Genomic DNA, 21,267 nt, shown 5'->3' with positions numbered 1-21,267 from the left:
TGGCCTAGAGACTCCGCAATGCCCGCGCCGGCCGCGCCGCCAGAGCGGGGAGCGATCCGAGCAATCCGAGCACCAACGTCACCACCGCGCCCGCGGCCAGCGTCAGCGCGACCACACCCCAATCCGGCGCCCATTCGAGCTCCAGCACCTCGACGACGACATACCAGCCGGACGCCGCGCCGAGCGCGAAGGCCACAAGGCTGACGACCAGCGCCAGCACCGAGAATTCCAGCGCCTGGGCGAGCAGGATGCGCCCTCTCGTCGCGCCAAGCAGCTTTAGCATCACGCTGTCATAGACCCGCGCCCGCCGCGAGGCGGCGAGGGCGCCGATCAGGACGGCGATGCCGGCGAGGATGGCGACCGAGGCGGCCGAGCGGACGGCGACGGAGAGCTGGCCGAGCATACCGGAGACGGTCTCGACGACCTCCTTGACCCGGATCGCCGAGACGCTGGGAAAGGCATTGGACACCGCGCGGGCGAAGGGCCGCTCCTGCGCCTCCGGCATGGAGATGGTCGCCATGAAGCTGTGCGGGGCATTCTCCAGCGCGCCGGGCGCGAAGACGATCACGAAGTTGAAGCCCATCGTGTCCCAGTTGATCTCGCGCAGGCTGCCGATCCTGGCCTCGATCTCGCGGCCGAGGATCGAGATGGTGAGGTCGTCGCCGACCTTGAGCCCGGCCGCGTTCGCCGCCTCAACGTCGAGGGAGATCAGTGGCGGGCCGGAATAATCGGACGGCCACCACTCGCCCGCGACGACGCGGCTCCCTTCCGGCACTTCGCGCGCATAGGTGAGGCCGCGGTCGCCGCGCAGGAACCATGCGCCTTCGGGGATCTGCGCCATCTCCGACACACGCTGCCCCTTCACCGCAACCACCGAGCCGCGCAGCGAGGGAATGGTCACGAGGTCCCCCTCTGGCGCGGCGCGGGTGGCGAGCGCCCGGAAGCGGTCGACCTCCTCGACGGGAATGTCGAGCATGAAAAAGCTCGGCGCCTTGTCCGGAATGGTCGTGCGGATCTGGCCGGAGAGGTTGGTCTCGATGACGGCCAGCGTGGTGAAGAGGGTGAGGCCGAGCCCCAGCGCCACCACCAGCCGCCCGGTCTGCGCCGCCGGCCGGTGCAGATTGGCCAGTGCGAGCCGGAGCAGAGGATTGCGCGGGCGCGGCACCCCGGCGGCGACCCTGCGGATGACCCAGCCGAGCAAGGTCAGAAGCAGGAGGAGACCGAGGGCGGAGGCGATGAACAGGGCAGCGAAGCCCGGTTCGCGTGCCGTCGCGATGGCGAGCGCGGCGATGAGACCCGCCGCCACGACCACTCCGAGCACGAGCAGCCAAGACGGCCGGCGCACCGGCTCCAGGCTGCCTCGAAACAGGGAAGCGGCCGGCACGGTGCGGGCACGAGCGAGCGGCAAGATCGCGAAGACGAATGCGATCAGCAGGCCGTAGGCGGCGCTGATCAGCAGCGGCGCCGCGTAGATTGCAAGTCTCGGCGGCACGGGCAAGGCGCTGCCGGCAATCAACGTAACGATCCACGGGACCAGTGCGCCGACGGTGAGGCCGACGACGATCGCGCCCAGCGCGACGATGCCGATCTGCAGCAGATAGCTCTGGAAGATCGTGGCGCTGGTGGCGCCGAGGAGCTTCAGAGTGGCGATGATGTTGCGCTTGGAGTCGAGGTAAGAGGTGACGCCGTTGCCGACGCCGATGCCGGCCACCACGAGGGCGGTCAGCCCGACCAGCGTAAGGAACTGACCCAGCCGCTCGATAAAACGCCGGGTGCCGGGGGCCCCGTTGGAGCGATCCTGTACCTGGAAACCCTCATTGCGGAACCGCTCCGTCAGCCGCTTGGCGGTGGCGCCGACGTCAGCTCCGGCTGAAAGTCGGAGGCGATAGGCGCTGGTATAGAGGCTGCCCGGCTGGACGAGACCGGTCGCGGCGAGCCCCGCCCGATCAACGAGGGCGGTGGAACCGAGGGTGAAGCCCTGCCCCACCCGGTCCGGCTCCTCGGCAATCAGGCCGATGATGCGCAGGCTCGCATTGCCGATGCGCAGGCTGTCTCCGACGCGGAGGGAAAGGCGATCCGCAAGCTCGGGGCCGACCGCGACTTGGTTCCCGCTCGGCCGCGCCTCCAGCGCCCCGGGCTGGAGCCGGAATTCGCCATAGAGCGGATAGGAACGATCAACGCCCTTCAGTTCGACAAGGATGCTCTCCGCCCCGTCCAGCCGAGCCGCCATCGCGCGCATGCGAGTGATATGGCTGACGTCTCCAAGTCGCCTGAACGCAGCGACCTCATCGGCAGTCGCCTCACGCTGCGAGACGGTGACCTGAATGTCCCCGCCGAGAATCGATTGCCCGCGCTCAGCGAGCCCTGAGACGATCGCGGACGAGAGCGAGCCCACCCCCGCCAGTGCCGCGACGCCCAGGAAAAGGCAGATGGCGAGCAGCCGCAGCCCGGCTAACCCGCCGCGCAGATCGCGCAGCGCGAGGCGAAGGGCGAGGCTCACGCCGCCGCCTTGCGATCCGAGACGATGCGCCCGTCCTGCATCTCCAGCACGCGCTCGCAGCGTAGCGCCAGCGCTGGGTCGTGGGTTATGACCAGCAAGGTCGCGCCGGTATCGCGCTGGCGAGCGAAGAGCAGATCGAGGATCGCGGCGCCGGTCGCGGCGTCGAGATTGCCGGTGGGCTCGTCGGCGAACAATATCTCCGGGCGCGGCGCCATGGCGCGGGCGATGGCGACCCGCTGCTGCTCGCCTCCCGACAGCTGGGCCGGATAGTGGGTAAGGCGGTGGCCGAGCCCGACCGCCTCCAGCTCCCGCGCCGCGGTGGTGAAGGCATCGGTCTCGCCGGCAAGCTCCAGCGGCACCGCCACATTTTCGAGGGCCGTCATGGTCGGCAGCAGGTGGAAGGCCTGCAAGACGATGCCGATGCGGCCCCTCCGCGCCCGCGCCAGACCGTCTTCGCTAAGTGAAGTAAAGTCCGCACCAGCGACCTGGACACCGCCGTCGCTCGCCCGCTCGAGGCCGGAAAGCACTGCCATCAATGATGATTTTCCGGAGCCGGAAGGCCCGAGCAGCGCAACGCTTTCGCCTTTCGCGACTTTCAGGTCGATGCCGCGAAGGATCGAGACCCGCCCGGGCCCCTGGCCGAGCGCCAAGGTGACATTCGACGCGTCGATGACAATATGGGAGGAGGTCATGAAGGAGAATGAGGTCCGATGTCGTTACGGGTGGCATATGGTGTGCGCCGGCTCTTTGTCCATCTGGCGCTGCTCGTGACGGTCGGCGCGGCCGCGCCCGCCGCGGCGCAGGAGATGCACATCCTCGCTTTCGGCGACAGCCTCACCGCTGGCTACGGCTTGCCGCAGGGGCAGGGTTTCGCGCCCCAGCTTGAGGATGCACTGCGGCGCAACGGCATACCGGCCCGGGTGACCAACGGCGGCGTTTCCGGCAACACGGCCGGCCAGGCGCGCGCGCGGCTCAAATGGACTCTCGACGGCCTCAAGCAAAAGCCGGATCTCGCCATCGTCGCGCTAGGGGGCAACGACATGCTGCGCGGCCTTCCGACGCGCCAGACGCGCGCCGACATGGATGCCATCCTGGCGGAGTTCAAAAGCCGCAATATCCCGGTGCTGGTCGGCGGCATGCTGGCCGCGCCCAATCTCGGGCCGCAATATGGCGCCGAGTTCAATTCGATCTTCCCGGACGTGGCGCGCAAGCATGGCGCCAGCCTCTATCCCTTTTTTCTAGCCAATGTGGCCGGCGTGCGCGGGCTGAACCTGCCCGACGGAGTCCACCCCAATTTCCAGGGCATCAAGCGGATGGTGACGGGCATTCTGCCGAGCGTGCTGAGCGCGCTCGGCCGCGAGGATTAGCCGCCGGCTTTCTTGCCGAGAGCATGGAATACCTTGAGCGGGTCGATCGGCTGGGCGAACTCGCCGCCGATCCGGCCGCTGTTCGTCCACACCACCAGCGCGTTGGCGCGGGCGACGCCGGGCAGCTTCAGCCAGACGCGCGAGCCTGCCTCGATCAGGGCTTCGGTCTCGGCCATGAAGCCGCGGCTCGACAGGTTGATCAGGCGCGCGTCGACCGCCTCGTGGCCGAGCTCGCGCAGCGGCACCTCGGCTTCGATCTCCAGCCGCGGCTCGCTCCGCCGCGCGTCGGTCGTGCCGGCCGCCGAAATCTTGGCATTGATCACTTACTTCCCCACTCTTTCCAATATGATCTCGTGGCCGAAACTGAGGCCGACGCGACCTTCGCGGACCCAACGCACGAAGCCGTGGATGCGGCAGCAATTTTCGAACTGAATCAGCACCGCCTCGCCGATCCGCGGCAGGATGTCGCATTCGATCATCGTGCCGCGCGAGGAGATGTTCACGACCGGGACCAGATAATCCTGTCCACGGAAGACGATGACCGCCCGGTCGACGAGGTCGTCGTGACGCGCTTCGGAGCGGTTGTCGGCAAGGCGCGGCTGAGCGCGAGGAATGATCTTCCCCACCAGCCTCAGCTTTCCGTTCTGCATGCCCATCCGACGCGCGCCCAGTCTCCAGGAGCAGGAAATCGCACGAAATGGTTTACAGAATCCCTAGCGCAGGATGCGGGTTCGACACGTCCTCGCGGCGAAAGCCGGGATCTCAGCGCGACTCGCCGTGACCTCTTGTCCTGAGACCCCGGCTTTCGCCGGGGTGACGGCTAAGGTTGCGCCGCCGTCACGCTCCCGACGCCTTGATCCTCCCAATAGTAAGGCTGGCGCCGCCGCGTGCCGGTCACTTCCTCGTTGAGCGTCGCGGCATCGTAGAGGCGGCCGTTCAGCATCACCTTGGAGATGTCGTCTGTGTTCTGGATGTCGGCCAGCGGATCGGCATCCAGGATGACGAGATCGGCGAGCTTGCCCGGCTCGAGCGAGCCGATGTCGCGGAAGCCCAAGGCCTTGGCTGGCGTGGCGGTGCCGGCCCTCAGCGCCTCCAGCGGAGTCCAGCCGCCGCGCACGAACGACCACAGGTCCCAGTGAGCGGCGAGGCCCTGCTGCTGACCGTGGCCGCCGATCGACACCGGCACGCCGCGCTGCGAGATCAGCTTCGCGGTGGCGGCGCTGACGGCATCGACATAATCCTCCTCCGGCGCCTTGATGACCCGGACGAGCTCGGAATTGAGCTCGTCGGCAGGCACGTGGCGGGTGAGGAGCGGGTGCCGGAACACCTCGCTCTGCGCGATCCAGTAAGGCTCGCCGCCCATGCCGCCATAGGTGACCCCGAGCGTCGGCGTGTAGCCGACCTTGGTGCCGCCATAGAAATCGAGCACGTCCTCGTAGAGCATCGCCTGCGGAATATTGTGCTCGAGCGTCGTGTTGCCGTCGGCGATCAGCGCGATGTCCATCTCGAATTGCGAGCCGCCCTCGGCGACGACGGCGATATTCTCGCGAAGCGCGGCGGCGACGACCTGCTGGCGCTGGTCGCGGCGGGGCTGGTTGTAGTTCTTGATCGAATGCGCCCCCTGCGCCTTGAGACGCCGCACATGGGCGAGCGCGTCGTCGAGGCTGTCGATCACCGCATAGCGGCCGGGCGAGCGGGCGCCGTAGACGATCTCGCCGGTCGAGAAGGTGCGCGGCGCGAGGATCACGCCTGCACGCTGCATCTCGCCGGCCTGGAAGATCTCGCTCGACGTGCTCGACGGGTCGTGGACGGTGGTGACGCCGAAGGCGAGGTGCGCCATCGCTTCCCAATTCTGCTGCGGGATGAGGTCGTCCTCGCCCTGCGCGCCATGGGCGTGGGCGTCGATCAGGCCGGGGATGATGGTCTTGCCGGTGACATCCACCGTCTGCGCGCCCGCCGGCACCGCCACTTCGCCGCGGCGGCCGACCGCGCGGATGCGGTTGCCCTCGACGATCACCACGCCATCCTCGATGATCCCGCCGGCCTCGTTCGCCATCGTGATCACCTTGGCGCCGACCAGCGCCACCGTTCCCTGCGGCACGTCGGCGCGGACCGGCATCGCCAGCGAGATGCCGGACTTGGGCGCCGCATAACCCGGCGAATCCTTGCTGTCGCCGGCCGGCAGCGCGCGGATGAAGGATGCGGTGTCGGCCGAATAGAGCGTCGGCCCGAGACTCCACGCCAGATTACGCCCGCCCGCGCTCCAGTGGACATATTGACCGCCGTCTCCGGTCGCCTTGGTGACCGGCAGTTGGGCCGCCTTGGCGCCGAGATCGAGCGTCTTGGCGCCGGCAAAGAAGGGCGTCACGAACACATTGTAATTCTCGCGGAATGCGAGGTGATCCCCGGTCGGCGACACCTGATATTCTGTGACGAGCTCACCCTGCGCATGGGTGCGCGGGTCCTTGCCGTTCATGTCGACGCTGATCAGCTTCAACTTCTGGTCGGCATTCTGCTCCAGATAGACGCGGTCGCTCGCCGCGCCGAAATGGGGGTTGCCGCCGTCGCGGGTCAGGCGCGTCATCGCCCCGCCATTGGCGGAGACGCGGAACACGCCCTGGTCTTCCGAGAAGCTGTCGGAGGTGAGATAGCCGCCGCCGCCGCGCTCGAACACGATCGTCTGGCCGTCGGGCGAGAAGCGCGGACGCCGATAATGGCCCGGCATGTTCGTAACGGTGCGCAGCCCCGATCCATCGGGCGCCACCGTGCGGATTTCGCCCAGCCTTTGGTCGTTCCAGCTCACGAAGGCGATGCGGCTGCCGTCGCGCGACCAGCTCGGATAGAGCTGGAAGTCGCCGTCCGCTGCCGTCAGCGGACGCGGCGCGCTGCCGCCTGAATCCTTCACATAGAGCCGCCCCAGGCTCTCGAACACGACCCAGCGCCCGTCCGGCGAGAGGCTGGCGAAGCGCGGCATCTTGGTCGTGAAGGTCTCCGCGAAGGCATTGACGAGCGGCCGCGGCGGATCGATCACTTCGCGGCTGTCGGCGACCTGGAACGGGATTTCCGCCGCTCCGCTGCCGTCCATGTTCACGCGCCGGATCTTGCCGCCTGCCCAGAAGACGATCGTGCGGCTGTCCGGCGTCCAGTTCATGTTCGGATAGACGCCGTGCACCGCCCAGGTCTCCTGCATGTCCTGGTCGAGATTGTCGTAGATCTTGCGCTCCTCGCCGGTGGTGAGGTCCTTCACATAGAGCTTCGACTTGGCCCGCTCGCGGTGGACATAGGCGAGATAGCGACCGTCCGGCGAAGGCTGCGGCCGCACCGCGCCCCCCGGTCCGCCGGCGACGGTCGTGCGCTCACCGGTCCTGAGGTCGTAACGCTCGATCGCGAACAGTTGCTGGTTCGAATTCTGCGCATATTCGAAGATGTTGCCGGGCGTGGTGTTGCGGCTGAAATAGATGCCGCTGCCGTCCGGCGTGAAGAAGGGCTCGCCGAGCTCCTTCTGGAATTGCGGGTTGGGCCGCTCGACGAGGGCGACGCCGTTGCCGCCCGCCACGTGATACATCCAGATCTCGCCGGTGCCGGCCGAACGCTGGGTGGTAAAATGCTTGCGCGCCGCGATGAAGCGGCCGTCCGGGCTCCAGGTCGGGTTGTTGAGGAGGGTGAACGTCTCCTTGGTCAGCTGGCGCTTGCCCGAGCCGTCCGCGTTCATGATCCAGATATTGTCGCCGCCGCCGCGGTCGGAGGTGAAGGCGATCTGCCGGCCGTCCGGCGAGAAGCGCGGCTGCCCCTCGAACGGCAGCCCGCTCGCAATTCGCGTCGCCCGGCCGCCGCCGATCGGCATGGTGTAGATGTCGCCGAGCAGGTCGAACGCGATCGTCCGCCCGTCCGGGCTCAGGTCCAGGTTCATCCACGTGCCTTCGCTGACGTTGATCGGCACGGACCGCGTCTTCATCGCCGGCGGGGCCGCCACATCCCACTTCTTCTTGTCGTCCTTGGCCTGCGCGAGCGCGGTCGAGGACAGGAGGAGAAGGGAGAGTGCAGCTATGCCTTTGATCATGAAGGACGCTCCGGAAGGTTCGCGCGGACGCGCGGATGCGGGGGGACGGGCTGACTAATCCCGTCCCGGCTTGGCACGCAAGCACCTTCGCCCGGACCCGATCTCGGCGCTTAATGGCTAACCTGCTTTAGACCGCCGCGCTTTTTGGGAACCTCTTCAGCTTTTTAGCGGTTCGTTTCCTTGCCGTTAGGAATTGATTGCGGAGCCTATGACGAGATCATCCGACGAGCCTCGCAAATCCGATCTGGAACTGTGGGGCGGCGCCGAATGCACGATCGTGCGGGTGGGCGACACCTGGCGGGACCAGAGCGTTGAGACCGGCCACCGGTTCAGGCCGGGCGACATCGACCGGATCGCGGAGCTCGGCATCAAGCGAGTGCGCTTTCCGATCCTCTGGGAATCGGTCGCGCCGGACAGCCTCGACGCCTTCGATTTCGAATGGACAAACGAGCGCCTGGCGATGCTCCGCGAGCGCGGCATCGAGGTGATCGGCGGCCTCCTCCATCACGGCTCCGGACCGCATTACACCGACCTGCTCGACCCCGATTTCCCGAAGAAGCTCGGCGCCTATGCCGCCGGAGTGGCCGAGCGTTACCCGTGGATCGACCACTGGACGCCGGTCAACGAGCCGCTCACGACAGCGCGCTTCTCCGGCCTCTACGGCCATTGGTATCCCCACCGGCACGACTACGGCGCCTGTCTCCGCGCGCTGATGAATCAGTGCCTCGGCACGCTGGAGGCGATGCGCGCCATCCGCGCGGTCAACCCGGCGGCGAAGCTCGTCCAGACGGAGGATCTCGGCAAGACCTTCTCGACCGCTCCGCTGGCCCACCAGGCACGGCACGAAAATGAGCGGCGCTGGCTGAGCTTCGACCTGCTCTCCGGCCGCATCCAGGAGAGCCATGGCTGGTACAAGATGCTGCGCGGAGCCGGTGCCGGCCTCGGCGCGCTGGAGGCGCTCGCGACCGGAGAGGCCCGGCCGGACATCATCGGCATCAACCACTACCTGACCAGCGAACGCTTCCTGGACCACCGCCTCGACCTCTATCCTTGGCTCGAGCCCGGTGGGAACGGGCGCGAGCGCTATGTCGATGCCGAGGCCGTGCGGGTGAAGCGCCTGCACCTGCGGACCGGCATCGCCGCGCGTCTCAAGGAGGCGTGGGAGCGCTACCGCATTCCGATCGCTATCACGGAGGTCCATCACGGCTGCACCCGCGACGAGCAGCTGCGCTGGTTCGTGGAGGTGTGGGACACCGCCAAGCGGCTCCGCGCCGACGGCATGGACCTGGTCGCGGTGACCCCATGGTCGCTGTTCGGCAACGTCGACTGGCGGTCGCTGATCACTCGCCACGACCGCCATTACGATACCGGCGTGTTCGACGTGCGGGGACCCGAGCCGCGCCCCACCGTCATCGCCGCCGCCGCGAAAGCGCTCGGCCGCGGCGAGCGCTTCGACCATCCGGTGCTCGACGCGCCGGGCTGGTGGCGCCGACCTGAGCGCCTCTATCCCTGGCACGGCCGCTGCAAGGCGCTGAAGGAGGGTGGCCGCAAGCTGCTCATCACCGGCGCCACCGGCACGCTGGGCCGCGCCTTCGCCCGCATCTGCGAGCATCGCGGCCTGCCCTATTGCCTCACCACTCGCGACGAACTCGAAATCACCGACGACGCCTCGATCCGTGCTGCGATCGAGCATTACCAGCCTTGGGCGATCATCAACACGGCCGGCTTCGTCCGCGTCGCCGACGCCGAGCGCGAGCGCGACGCCTGCCTAAAGTGGAACACCGAAGGCGCTGCCAAGCTCGCCGCCGTCTGCGCGGAAGTCGGCCTGCCGCTCGTGACCTTCTCGACCGACCTCGTCTTCGACGGCCAGAAGGGCGACGCCTATGTCGAAACCGACGAGGTCCGCCCCACCAACATGTACGGCCTCAGCAAGGCCAAGGCCGAGGAGCAGGTGCTGAAGCTGGCCGGGCAGGCGCTCGTCATCCGCACCAGCGCCTTCTTCGGCCCCTGGGACAAATACAATTTCGCCTGGCACACCCTGGATGCGCTCGCCCGCGGCGAGCCGGTCCGCGCCAGCGCGACCGCCGCGGTCTCGCCAACCTACGTGCCCGACCTCTGCCATGCGACGCTCGACCTCCTGATCGACGGCGAGACCGGCATTTGGCACCTCGCCAACCAGGGCAAGCTCAGCTGGCACCAATTCGCCACCGCCGTGGCCGAGCGCGCCGGATACGACGCCGGCATGGTCCTGCCGACGCACGAGGCGGAAGCGAACACGGCTCTGGCGAGCGAACGCGGCTTCATGCTCCGTCCGATCGAGCATGCCATCGACGACTTCCTCGGCACGATCGGCGAACGCCGCGAGCCCCCGATTCAGGACATCGCCGCGGAGTAACTCCCCTCCCGGATTCCCGGGAGGGGCTGGGGGTGGGCTCTTCTGCCTGCCTAGGGCTCGCTTCGCTCGCGCCCACCCCTCAGCCCTCCCAGAAATCCGGGAGGGGAGGCATTGAGCGTCGGGGGCAGCCTCTCTATCTGGCGCCGATGGTCGCACCTGTTCTCGCTTACGAAAACCTCGGACTCGTCCAGGGCTCCGGCTGGCTGTTCCGCGGCCTCGACCTGTTCATCGGCCCGCGCGACCGGCTGGCGCTGATCGGGCGGAACGGCGCCGGCAAGACCACCCTGCTCAAATGCCTCGCCGGCACGATCGAGACCGACGAAGGCCGCCGCACGATCCAGCCCGGCGTTAAGGTCGTGCTGCTGGAGCAGGATCCGGACGTCACCACCTTCGCCACCCTGCGCGATTTCGCTCTCGCTGCCGGGGCGCCCGCGCACGAGGTGGAGGCGATCGCCAGCCAGATCGGCATTGACCTCGACCGCGAAGCGGCCACTGCCTCGGGCGGCGAACACCGCCGCGCCGCCATCGCCCGGGCGCTGGCGCAGGACCCGCAGGTGCTGCTGCTCGACGAGCCGACCAACCATCTCGATCTCGCCGCGATCGAATGGCTGGAGGACTGGCTCAGCCGCTACACCGGTGCCTTCATCGCGATCAGCCACGACCGCACCTTTCTGAAGCGCCTCACCCGCTCCTCGCTTTGGCTGGAGCGCGGGACGGTGCGCCGCGCGGAGATCGGCTTCGGCGGCTTCGAGGCGTGGACGGAAAAGGTGTTCGAGGAAGAAGCGCGCAACGCCGAGCGGCTCGATGCGAAGCTCAAGCTGGAGGAGCATTGGCTGCTGCGTGGCGTCACGGCCCGGCGCAGGCGCAACCAGGGGCGCCTCACCAAACTGCTCGAAATGCGCGCCACCCGCGCCGCGATGCTCGGTCCGACCGGCGTCGCCAAGCTCGGCATCGCCAGCGACGACGTCCGGACCAAGGTGGTGATCGACGCGGAGAAGGTCACCAAACGCTTCGGCGAGCGCGAGGTGATCAAGGACTTCTCGCTCCGCATCACGCGCGGCGACCGCATCGGCGTCGTCGGCGCCAACGGCGCGGGCAAGACGACCCTGCTGAAGCTGCTCACCGGGGAACTGGAGCCGGACGAAGGCGCGGTCAAGCGGGCGAAGACGCTCGACGGCGTGATCATCGACCAGCAGCGCAAGCTGATGGATCCGGCCAAGTCAGTCCGGGACGTGCTCGCCGACGGCGGCGACTGGCTCGACGTGCGCGGCAACCGCAAGCACGTCCAGGGCTATCTCAAGGAGTTCCTGTTCGAACCTACACTGATCGAAGCGAAGATCGGCACCCTCTCCGGCGGCGAGCGCTCGCGCCTCCTCCTCGCCCGCGAATTCGCCCGCCGCTCCAACCTGCTCGTGCTCGACGAGCCGACTAACGACCTCGACCTGGAGACGCTCGACCTCCTCCAGGAGGTGATCTCCGACTATGACGGCACCGTCCTCATCGTCAGTCACGACCGCGACTTCCTCGACCGCACGGTGACGATCACGCTCGGCCTCGACGGCTCCGGCAAGGTCGACGTCGTCGCCGGCGGCTACGAGGATTGGGAGAAGAAGCGGAAGGCTGCTCTTCCGCGCGCGGGAGGGGTCGGGGGAGGGCCTGCCAAGGCGAAGGACAGCCCCTCACCCCAGCCCTCTTCCTCGAGCGGGAGAGGGCGGAAGCTCACCTACAAGGACCAGCGCGACTACGACCTGCTGCCGCAGCGCATCGAGGAGATCGAAGCCGGGATCGCCCGCGACGAGCAGGCCCTCTCAGACCCCAACCTGTACATCAGCGACCCCGGGCGCTTCACCCAGCTCACCGCCGCGATCGAGCGGGCCCGTGCCGAACGCGACGCCGCCGAGGAGCGCTGGCTGGAGCTCGCCGAGCAGGTCGAGGCGCTGGCTAGCGCCTGACCACCGGCAGCTCGACGAAGCTCGCCCGCCCCGGCGCGAAGTGGATGCGGTGGGTGGCGGCGCGGTAGGCGCCGGTGGGCGCCTTGCCGATATTGTCGACCCAGGTCTGCGGGTTGCGGTCGTAGAGCGGGAACCAGCTCGACTGGACCTGCACCATGATGCGGTGGCCGGGCTGGAAGGTGTGGTTGGCCTGCGGCAGCCGCACCCGATAGGGCAGCACCTTGCCGGCCGCGATCGGCTTCGGGTTGGACGGATCCTCCCGGTAGCGCCCGCGCATGATGTCGCCCGAGACCATCAGCTGGTAGCCGCCGAGCTGCGGGTTGGACCGCACTTCGGGCGGATGGACGTCGATCAGCTTCACCACCCAGTCGGCGTCCGTGCCTGTCGTCGAAGCGAACAGGTTGGCGGAGACCGGCCCGCTGATCGTCACCGGCTGCGTCAGCGGCTCGGACACGAAGGTCAGCACGTCCGTTCGGTCGGCAAACGGCCGCTGGTCGTCCACCAGCCAGTTTTTCCAGGTGGATTCGGTGTTGTACATCGAAAGCACCGGCCGCACCCGATACGGCACCGGCTTGGCCGGATCGGACACATATTCGGCAAAGCCGCGCCCGTCGCCCCGCGGCTCGGTGAAGCCGACGCGCCCGCCGGGCTGCAGGTAGAGCCGCGTCGCCGCGACTTGTCCATCCGCCGGCCAGCTCTGGTAGGTGCGCCACTCGTTGGCGCCCGTGTCGAAGGCGAGCACCGGCGGCGTCGGCTGCGCCGGCGCGCGGCCCCACAGGTGCTGGTTCCAGAAGCCCAGCAGTACCCTCTCCCGGAACCATTTGCTGGTGTCGGCATCCCACTTCAGCGCGCCGAGCGACGAACCCTCGCCCTGCGACTGTCCATGATTCCACGGTCCCGCGACGAGATGGACCATATCGTTGTTCACGTCTTTTGCCTCGAGCGCCTGATAGGCGGCGATGCCGCCGAAATTGTCCTCCTGGTCGAACAGGCCGTGGACGAACATCACCGGCAGCTTGAGTTCCGTCTTGGCGAGCAGGTCCTGCACCGCCTGGCCACGCCAAAATTGGTTGTAGCTCGCATTGTCGACCAGCTTGCGCCAGGTGGCGAGGTTCTGCCCGTTGTAGCGCGCCGCGAACGCGTCTGCGGAGCCGGCGTCCAGATAGGCCTCGTAGATGTCGCGATTGCCGAAGGGCGGGCTGTATTTGCTGCTTTTCTCCGATCCCATCTGGTAGATCCACTCGAACATGGTCTGCCGGAAGGCGCCATTGTGGTAGAAGTCGTCGCCGATCCAGCCGTCGACCATTGGATACATCGGCACCGCCGCCTTCAGCGCCGGATGCGGATCGAGGATGCCCATCAGCGTCAGCCAGCCGGGATAGGAGACGCCGGTGATGCCGACGCGCCCGTTCGTCTCCGGCACGTTCTTCACCAGCCAGTCGATCGTGTCGTAGGTGTCGGTGGTGTGGTCGACCTGGCGATTGTTGAGCGGTCCCCGCACCGGCAGCGTCATCACGTAATCGCCTTCGGAGCCGTAGCGGCCGCGGACGTCCTGGTAGACGCGGATATAGCCCGCGCCGAGCAGCGATTCGTCGGCGACCGGCAGCGTCATCGCGGCGAACGGGCTCGACGCCTGACTGGTCGGCTTCTCTGCGCCATAGGGGGTGCGGGTGAGGATGATCGGCGCCGGCTTTGGGCCGTTCTTCGGGATGACGATGATGGTGTTGAGCCTGGTCCCATCGCGCATCGGGATCTGGACCACTCGCCGCTCATGGTCGAACGCGGCTGTGACGGGCGAGAAGGTCGAAGGGATCTCGGTCTGCGGAACCGCGGGCGCGGCGAGGCCCGCTAACGCCGCAAAGACAAGGGCTTTCACGCGCAGCGGGATCATAGGCTCTCCTCCTCTTATGCGAGGAGCCCTAAGCGCCGCATCCGGGCTTTGGCAACATTTCCGCTCCCGGATTCCCGGGAGGGGTTGGGGGTGGGCGCTCCCTAGGACGGACGCCTGAAGCTCGCGCCGAAGAGGCGCTCGCGCCCACCCCCTACCCCCTCCCGCAAAGGCGGGAGGGGGATATCTCGCTATCCACGCCGCGCGGCCTGCAGATGAGACTGGATCTGGACGTCGCTCGGCGCGCCGCGGGATGCCTGTTCGAGCAGCACGAGGCCGCGCGCGCGGTCCTTGCCGCTCTTGAACAGGATCCAGCCGAACGTATCCATCGTCGCCGGGTTGCGCTTGTCGAGACCCCACGCCTTTGCCGCCAGCGGAAGCGCGCGGTCGAAATCGCCCTGCTCCATATAGGCCCAGGCGAGGTTGTTGAGCAGAGCCGCGTCCTTGTCGCCGGCGCGGCTGCGTATGCCCTCGTAGATGCGAATCGCCTGCGGCCATTTCCTCGCTTCCATGAAGCCGTTGGCGGCGAGCAGCATGGCGGGCAGGTTGCGCGGATTCTGCTCGAGGAAGAGCTGCAGCACCTTGGCGGCGGCCGGACCCTGCCCGGAGCGGCGCAGCGCCTCGATCAGCCGCAGCGCGACCGGCTCGGTGAAGGAGAGGTTGGCGGCTTTGCGATATTCCTGCGCCGCACCGGCAAAGTCGCCTCTGATGCCGAGCGCGTCGCCGACCAGCACATGCGCGTCGGGGGCGCCCGGATATTTCGACTGGAGCCGCCGCGCGCGATCGAGCGCCTCGTCCCCCTCGCCCCGCGACAGCAACGCCCCGACCAGCAGGATCTGCGCCTGGACCTCGTCGGGCTTCGCCTCGGCAAGCTGCCGCAGACCGTTCACCTGCTCGTCGCTCATCGGCGGGGCCAGCAGCGAGCTGACCGGCCGTTGCGGCTGGGCTGCACGGGCAAGAAAAATGCCTGCGCCGCGATCATCGCCTTTTTTCTGCAGCGCCTGACCGAGCAGCGAAAGCGAATAACTGTCCGCGTCAGGCCGTTCGGCTAGCGGAGCAATCGCAGCAATCGTCGCATCGACATTGCCGCGCTTCCAATGCGCCGCCGCAAGCAGCCGCCGTGCCTTGCGATTCTCCGGCTGCATCGCCACCAGCCGCTCGAGCTTCGACACCGCCTGCTCGACATTGCCGATCTGGAATTCGATCGCGCTCGCCAGCAGCATGCCGGCCGGCTGATCGTCGAACGCGCCCTCGGTGCGCTGGTAAAGCGATCGGGCGAGCTCGAAATTGCGCGCCCGCGCAGCCAGCATCGCCTGGAGATAGAAGGCCATCGGCTGCTTCGGGGCGATTGCGAGCGCCTTGCGCGTCTCCGCCAGCATTTGGCGCATCTCGCCCATGTCGCCGAGCGTCGCCGCCTTCTCGAGCATCGCCGGCACATAATCGGGGTCGATCTCCAGCGCCCGATCGAACCAGGGCAGAGCGGCCGCAAGCCCATATTGGCTGCGCGTCAACTCTCCCCTCAGGAGGATGGCATCGATGTCGTTCGACCTGGTCTCGAGAGCCGTATCGGCAGCCTGGATCGCGCCCGCCATATTGCCGATCGAGCGCCGGAAGCGCGCTATATCGACCCAGACGTCAGCATCCTTCGGAGCGACCTCCACGGCTCGATCGAACGCATCGGAGGCGGCGGCGAGATCGCCGAGCTTCACCTGCGCCTGGCCAATGATGCGTCCGGCATGAGCGGCATGGGCCGCCGGCGCCTTCGCCGCCTCAGCGACAGCCTGCTCGTTCTGGTTCTGGAGGAGGTAGGCGTGCGCCATCAGATGATGCGTGTCCGCCGGCGAGGCGCCGAGCTGGCGCGCGCGTGTGAGCTCAGCCTCCGCGGCGACCCCGTCGTTCAGCGCCAGATAGGCACGCGCTTGGGCGAGACGCAGCCCGGCATTATTGGGATCGCCCTTGATCGCGTTCAGGAACTCGATGCGGGCAGTGCGCGGCTGGTCCTGCTCGAGGGCCGCAAGGCCGCGCTGATAGGCCTGCTGGGGTGTCTCGGTTCCGCCGCAGGCCGCAGTGGCGAGCAGCATCGCCGAGAGGATCAAAGGACGGTTCATGGCTGGAGCCCATATTGCTTGAGAAGGTCGTAGAGCGTCGGTCGGCTGATCCCGAGCAGCTTGGCGGTATTGGAGATGTTGCCTTCGGTGCGGGCGAGCGCCTGGCGGATCGCCTTGCGATCGGCTTCCTCGCGCGCGGCCTTAAGGTTGACCGGCATGGCGTCTTCCGAGCCGTTGCCGAGATCGAGATCCTCGGCCGTGATGATCTTGCCCTCGGCCATGATCACCGCCCGCTTCAGCCGGTTCTCGAGCTCGCGCACGTTTCCGGGCCACGCCCAGTCGTTGATCGCCGTCAGTGCGCTCGGCGCGAATCCCTTCACCTGCGGGTTCATCTCCTTGGCGAAGCGGTTGAGGAAGTGCTTGGCCAGCAGGGTCGCGTCGCCATGGCGCTCGGCCAGGGTAGGGATGCGGACCACGATCTCGGCAAGGCGGTAATAGAGATCCTCGCGGAAGCTGCCGGCCTGGATCATCGCCGGCAGGTCCTGATGCGTCGCGCAGACGATCCGCGTATCGACCGCGATCGGCTTGCGCCCGCCGATCCGCTCGATTACCCGTTCCTGCAGGAAGCGCAGCAGCTTCACCTGCAGCGGCAGCGGGATGTCGCCGACCTCGTCGAGGAAGAGCGTGCCGCCATGAGCGAGCTCGATCTTGCCCTCGGTGGTTTTGATCGCGCCGGTGAAGGCGCCCTTTTCATACCCGAACAATTCGGCCTCGAGCAGGTTCTCCGGAATCGCCGCGCAATTGATCGCGACGAAGCCGCGATCCTTGCGCGCGCTCGACTGATGAAGCCCCCGCGCCAGCAATTCCTTGCCCGTGCCGCTTGCGCCTAGCAGCATCACCGACACGTCGGCATTGGCCACACGTTCGATCGTTCGGGCAACCTTCAGCATCTCCGGAGCCGCCGTGATCATTGTGCCAAGCACGGTGCGGTCGTCGCCGACCCGCTCCTCGAGGCGCCGATTCTCGTGCTCGATCCCGTGCAGCTGAAAGGCGCGGCGGACGATCAGGCCAAGCTGGTCGATGTCGACCGGCTTCTGGTAGAAGTCGTAGGCTCCCGACGAAATCGCCCGCAGCGCGCTCTCCCGCGGGCCATGGCCCGACGCCACGATCACCTTAGTGTCCGGCTTCAGCGACAGGATCGTCTCGAGGGTGGCGAAGCCCTCGCTCACCCCGTCCGGGTCCGGCGGCAGGCCGAGGTCCAGCGTCACCACCGCGGGCTCCTGGGCGCGCAGCAGGTCGAGCGCAGAGCTGCGGTCGGAGGCGACCAGCACCTCATAATCGTCATAGGCCCAGCGCAATTGGCGCTGCAGGCCCTCGTCGTCTTCGACGATCAGCAATTTCGCCTTTGCCTCGGCAGTCATGCGCGCACCCGTTCGGTCTTGGAGTTGAAGGCCCCGGCATCGGCTCCGCCGGCCGGAAGATGGATGATGAAGCGGCTGCCGACGCCTTCGCGGCTCTCCACTTCGATGCGGCCGCCCATCGCGGCGATCAGCGTCCGCGCCTCGAAGGCGCCGATGCCGAAGCCGCCGTCCTTGGTCGAGGCAAAGGGCTGGAAGAGGCGGGTGCGGATGAAATCCGCCGACATGCCGGCGCCGCTGTCGATCACGTCGATCGTGACCTCCTGCCCCTTCTGCTCGTAACAGACCCGCACCGCCTCGCCGGGGCGGCTGGCATCAATCGCATTTTGGACGATATGGGTCAGCGCCTGCTCCAGGCGTGCAGGATCGGCGACCACGGCAATGCCGGCCCGGCCGAACAGCTGCACCGGATGGACCCGCTGCTTCACCTCGACGAGCGCAGCCAGGATCGGCTGGAGCGGCGTGGCTCTCAGTGGCTCGCCCTCCACCTTGTTGCCGCGGTTGAGGCGGGCGAGCAGGTCGTTCATCTTCTTCACCGAGCTTTGCAGCGTCGCGATCATGTCGGCGCGAAACTCGGGATTGTCGGCGTGCCGCTCGGCGTTGCGGGCAACGAGGCTCAACTGGCTCACCAGATTCTTGATGTCGTGCATGATGAACGCAAAGCGGCGGTTGAACTCGTCGAAGCGCTGCGCATTAGCCAGCGCCTCCTGGCTGCGGGCCTCGGCGAGGTAGCTCGCCGCCTGGATGCCCGCCGTGCGGAACAGGTCGAAATCCTCCCAGTCGAGCGGCCGCCGCAGCAGCGGATGCTCGAGCACGACGAGGCCGACGAGATGATCGGAATGGAGGAGCGGGACGCCGGCCCACGCGGCATCGCTCTTCGCCAGCCACTCGGGGACCGGGACCCGCCCGCCGGTGCGGGTGGGAATGCCGTCCCGCACCGTCTCGAAGTCCACGACATGCGAGGTGGTTTCGATGAAGCGCACGAAATCGGTGTCCGCGGGTTCGCTGTGGCCGACATCGTGGTGCCAGTTCCAGCGGGCGCCGGGGGTCAGCCGATATTCGCTGTCGGTAAGCAGCAGCAGTCCGCTCGGGGAGCCGGCAATATCGGCCAGCGCCTTGACGATGCGGTCGCCCAGCGGCGCGGCGTCGTCGCCGGCCGTGCCGACCGTGCGGGTGAAGCGCAGCCACTCCTCGCGATAGTCGTAGCGATGCTCGAAGAAGTGCTTGGCAAGCACCACCCGCGCCCACGCCCGCGCCTTGCCGGACGGCAGGAAGATGAGCGCCGTCATTGTCATCGCGAAAACGAGCGCGATCTGGCCGATCCGCACCCACTCGCCGCCGATCAGCTCGAGCGCCTGCGTCGCAGACATCATCAGGATCAAATAAGCGAAGATCGCGATCACCGAGAGCGACTGAAAGGTCGCCGCGCGCGAGAGCTGCATCTTCCATTGGGCATTGCGGCGGCTGGCGATGGCGAACAGCGGCGTGAGCATCGCCACGATCGCGCCCCGCATCGCAAACAGATCGTCGACGGGCTCCTTGGTCAGATAGGCGACCGTGTAGAGGTGGAGGTCGTAGGCCCACATGCCGGCCAGCGCGATCATCGGCAGGCGGATGCCCCAGCGGCTGTCGGGCGAGGCCTGGCCGTAGAGATTGTGCACCAGCACCAGCGAGCCGGCCGCGATCGTCAGGCCGAGGACATGCGCCGTGGTCAGCAAAGCCGCATAGGCGCCGCTGTTGCTCTCGAACCGCGGCAGCACGCCGGCGACCACGATCTGCAGCCCGATCACCGCCGCGACGGTCGTGTAGACGAGCTTCACCGACCGCTGGCGGTTGATCTCCTCGGCGCCGCGAACGATGCCGTACATGAAGGCGAGGAACGAGAAGTTGCGCGCGCTCTCGGCAAGGCCCGACAGCAGGTGATGCGGCCCCAGGATCGCGACGAAGATCGACCAGACGGACATCACCGCGAAGGCCGCGACGAGCGGCCGGTTGCGCTGGTCGCCATTCCAGTGGCGCAGCTGCCAGAGCGCGAGCGCGCCGTAGAGCAGCGCCGCGAGTGCATGGCTCCAGAGACCGATCAGCCCCAGCATCAGCGCGCCCCGTCCGGCCAGAGGATGACGCGCAAGGTCGTCAGCAGGATCAGCACGTCCAGGAAGGGCGTGTAGTTCTTGGCGTAATAAAGGTCGTATTCGAGCTTCTGGCGCGCATCCTCGATCGAGGCGCCGTAGGGATAGTTGATCTGCGCCCAGCCGGTGATGCCGGGCTTCACCATGTGGCGCTCCGAATAATAAGGCAGCCGCGCCTCCAGGTCGGCGACGAATTGCGGCCGCTCGGGACGCGGCCCGACGAAGCTCATCTTGCCCCTGAGCACGTTCCAGGCCTGGGGCAGCTCGTCGATGCGCAGCTTGCGGATGATCGAGCCGATGCGCGTGACGCGGGGATCGTCCTTCTGCGCCCAGACGGCGACGCCGCCGACCTCGGCATCCTGGCGCATCGAGCGCAGCTTGATGATCTCGAAAGCCTGACCGTAGAGGCCGACGCGGCGCTGCCGGAAGAAGGCGGGGCCCGGACTCTCGAGCTTGATGAGGAGCGCCGTGGCGGCGATCACCGGTGCGGTCGGGATCAGGATGAGGGCACTGACCGCCACGTCGAACAGGCGCTTGCCGATGCTGGAAAGCCGACGTCCGGACTGGAAGCCGTCGGAGAAGATCAGCCAGCTCGGGTTGAGGCTGTCGAGGTCGACGCGGCCCGTTTCGCGCTCGAAGAAGGAGGAGAGGTCGGTGACGTGCACTCCCGTCGTCTTGACGCGGAGCAGGTCCGAGAGCGGCAGCGCGTTGCGTCGCTCCTCCAGCGCCAGCACGACCTCGCTGGCACCGAGGCCGACGACATAATCGGACAGGTTGGCGATCGTGCTGCGCTTGACCGCGTCCTTCACCGCCTTCGGGCCGTCGTTCATGCTGACGAAGCCGGCAACTGCGAAGCCGGCGCCGTTGCGGCGGGCAAGCTCATGCAGCCTCGCCGCCCGTGGACCTGCGCCGAGGACGACGATCCGGCGCTTGAACAGCTCGCCGCCGAGGGCGCGGCCGAAAAGCAGGCGGACGAGGCCGAGCCCCGCCAGCGCGAACAACATCGCGTAGAGCAGGTTCGACCGCCAGAAGCTGATCACCGGTACGAGGAAGAAGATGAGCGCAAGCAGAAGGACCGCGAGCGACACCGATACGAACAGCCGCGGTACCGACACGCGAAGGGCATGCACCGAGTCCGCGCCATAGACGCCGACGCCGATCATCGCGAGCTGGGTGGTAACGGCGAAGGTGAGCAGGAGGGGCAGCCGGGTAAAGTCCGGATCGATCTCGCCGTCGATCTGCCAGATGCGGAGCAGCCAACCGGCCTCGGCGGCGAAGATCAACAGCAGGAAGTCGACCAGCCCGAGCAGAATGACCGTATGCGGCACATAATGTTTGAAGAGGCGGATCATGCGCGATCCGCCCCACTCATTTTCCAGACCGGTGTAAAAAGGGCCGACACAGGCGGCTGTGTCGCCGAAATTGACAAATATTTCCTGAAAGCCGCCGAAAATCAGGCCGCTAGTCCGCGAACGACGGCCGGATTAGGCATTTCGCCATGACCGTGCTA

General features: G+C 67.4%; 13 protein-coding genes. 3 read left to right on the top strand and 10 right to left on the bottom strand.

Features of this window, described 5'->3' with window-relative positions; genetic code table 11:
- Positions 1-4 precede the first annotated feature (4 nt).
- A complete protein-coding gene (locus tag AC5JBD_RS04650) occupies positions 5-2,500 on the bottom strand; it encodes an ABC transporter permease (RefSeq protein ID WP_495720587.1) in 2,496 nt (831 codons plus the stop codon).
- Positions 2,497-3,192: an ABC transporter ATP-binding protein gene (locus tag AC5JBD_RS04645; protein ID WP_495720586.1), complete on the bottom strand. Its 696-nt coding sequence runs from the start codon at positions 3,190-3,192 to the stop codon at positions 2,497-2,499. Before AC5JBD_RS04645 ends, AC5JBD_RS04650 begins: the two co-directional genes overlap by 4 nt.
- Positions 3,193-3,210: 18 nt before the next feature.
- Between AC5JBD_RS04645 and AC5JBD_RS04640 the strand changes: the two genes are divergently transcribed.
- Positions 3,211-3,867 carry an arylesterase gene (locus AC5JBD_RS04640; protein WP_495720585.1) on the top strand — a complete coding sequence of 219 codons (657 nt, stop codon included), beginning with the start codon at positions 3,211-3,213 and terminating at the stop codon, positions 3,865-3,867.
- Here the strand turns inward: AC5JBD_RS04640 and AC5JBD_RS04635 are convergent.
- The 3 genes from AC5JBD_RS04635 to AC5JBD_RS04625 form a co-directional block, all read right to left on the bottom strand.
- Entirely contained in the window at positions 3,864-4,190 is a 327-nt protein-coding gene (locus AC5JBD_RS04635; protein ID WP_495720584.1) for a PilZ domain-containing protein, read from the bottom strand. The two genes, AC5JBD_RS04640 and AC5JBD_RS04635, sit on opposite strands and share 4 nt — an antisense overlap.
- Complete coding sequence (locus tag AC5JBD_RS04630; RefSeq protein WP_495720583.1) at positions 4,191-4,517, bottom strand: PilZ domain-containing protein; 327 nt, start codon at positions 4,515-4,517, stop codon at positions 4,191-4,193. It lies immediately after the preceding gene.
- A gap of 170 nt (positions 4,518-4,687) precedes the next feature.
- On the bottom strand, positions 4,688-7,927 hold the full coding sequence (locus AC5JBD_RS04625; RefSeq protein ID WP_495720582.1) for an amidohydrolase family protein: 3,240 nt from the start codon (positions 7,925-7,927) through the stop codon (positions 4,688-4,690).
- A 208-nt stretch (positions 7,928-8,135) separates the two neighbouring features.
- Here AC5JBD_RS04625 and AC5JBD_RS04620 point away from each other — a divergent pair, with 208 nt between their 5' ends.
- Entirely contained in the window at positions 8,136-10,322 is a 2,187-nt protein-coding gene (locus AC5JBD_RS04620; protein WP_495720581.1) for a family 1 glycosylhydrolase, read from the top strand.
- 146 nt (positions 10,323-10,468) lie between these two features.
- Positions 10,469-12,274, top strand: coding sequence for an ABC-F family ATP-binding cassette domain-containing protein (locus tag AC5JBD_RS04615; RefSeq protein ID WP_495720580.1), 1,806 nt, complete (start codon positions 10,469-10,471; stop codon positions 12,272-12,274).
- Here the strand turns inward: AC5JBD_RS04615 and AC5JBD_RS04610 are convergent.
- The 5 genes from AC5JBD_RS04610 to AC5JBD_RS04590 form a co-directional block, all read right to left on the bottom strand.
- A complete protein-coding gene (locus AC5JBD_RS04610; RefSeq protein ID WP_495720579.1) occupies positions 12,264-14,165 on the bottom strand; it encodes a CocE/NonD family hydrolase in 1,902 nt (633 codons plus the stop codon). The genes AC5JBD_RS04615 and AC5JBD_RS04610 overlap by 11 nt on opposite strands.
- 188 nt (positions 14,166-14,353) lie before the next feature.
- Positions 14,354-16,270, bottom strand: coding sequence for a tetratricopeptide repeat protein (locus AC5JBD_RS04605; protein WP_495720578.1), 1,917 nt, complete (start codon positions 16,268-16,270; stop codon positions 14,354-14,356).
- The gene (gene prsR / locus AC5JBD_RS04600) at positions 16,267-17,631 is read right to left on the bottom strand and encodes a PEP-CTERM-box response regulator transcription factor (RefSeq protein ID WP_495720577.1); all 1,365 of its coding nucleotides are present in this window, start codon (positions 17,629-17,631) and stop codon (positions 16,267-16,269) included. Before prsR ends, AC5JBD_RS04605 begins: the two co-directional genes overlap by 4 nt.
- Positions 17,628-19,721, bottom strand: a complete 2,094-nt coding sequence (prsK, locus tag AC5JBD_RS04595; protein ID WP_495720576.1) for an XrtA/PEP-CTERM system histidine kinase PrsK — start codon at positions 19,719-19,721, stop codon at positions 17,628-17,630. The genes prsR and prsK overlap by 4 nt, the downstream gene beginning before the upstream one ends.
- On the bottom strand, positions 19,721-21,109 hold the full coding sequence (locus AC5JBD_RS04590; RefSeq protein WP_495720575.1) for a TIGR03013 family XrtA/PEP-CTERM system glycosyltransferase: 1,389 nt from the start codon (positions 21,107-21,109) through the stop codon (positions 19,721-19,723). The genes prsK and AC5JBD_RS04590 overlap by 1 nt, the downstream gene beginning before the upstream one ends.
- Positions 21,110-21,267 lie beyond the last annotated feature (158 nt).

It is taken from the genome of Allosphingosinicella sp., assembly GCF_059502505.1.
Note: the sequence above shows the minus strand (reverse complement) of the source record. Positions and strands in the feature narration are given on the sequence as shown.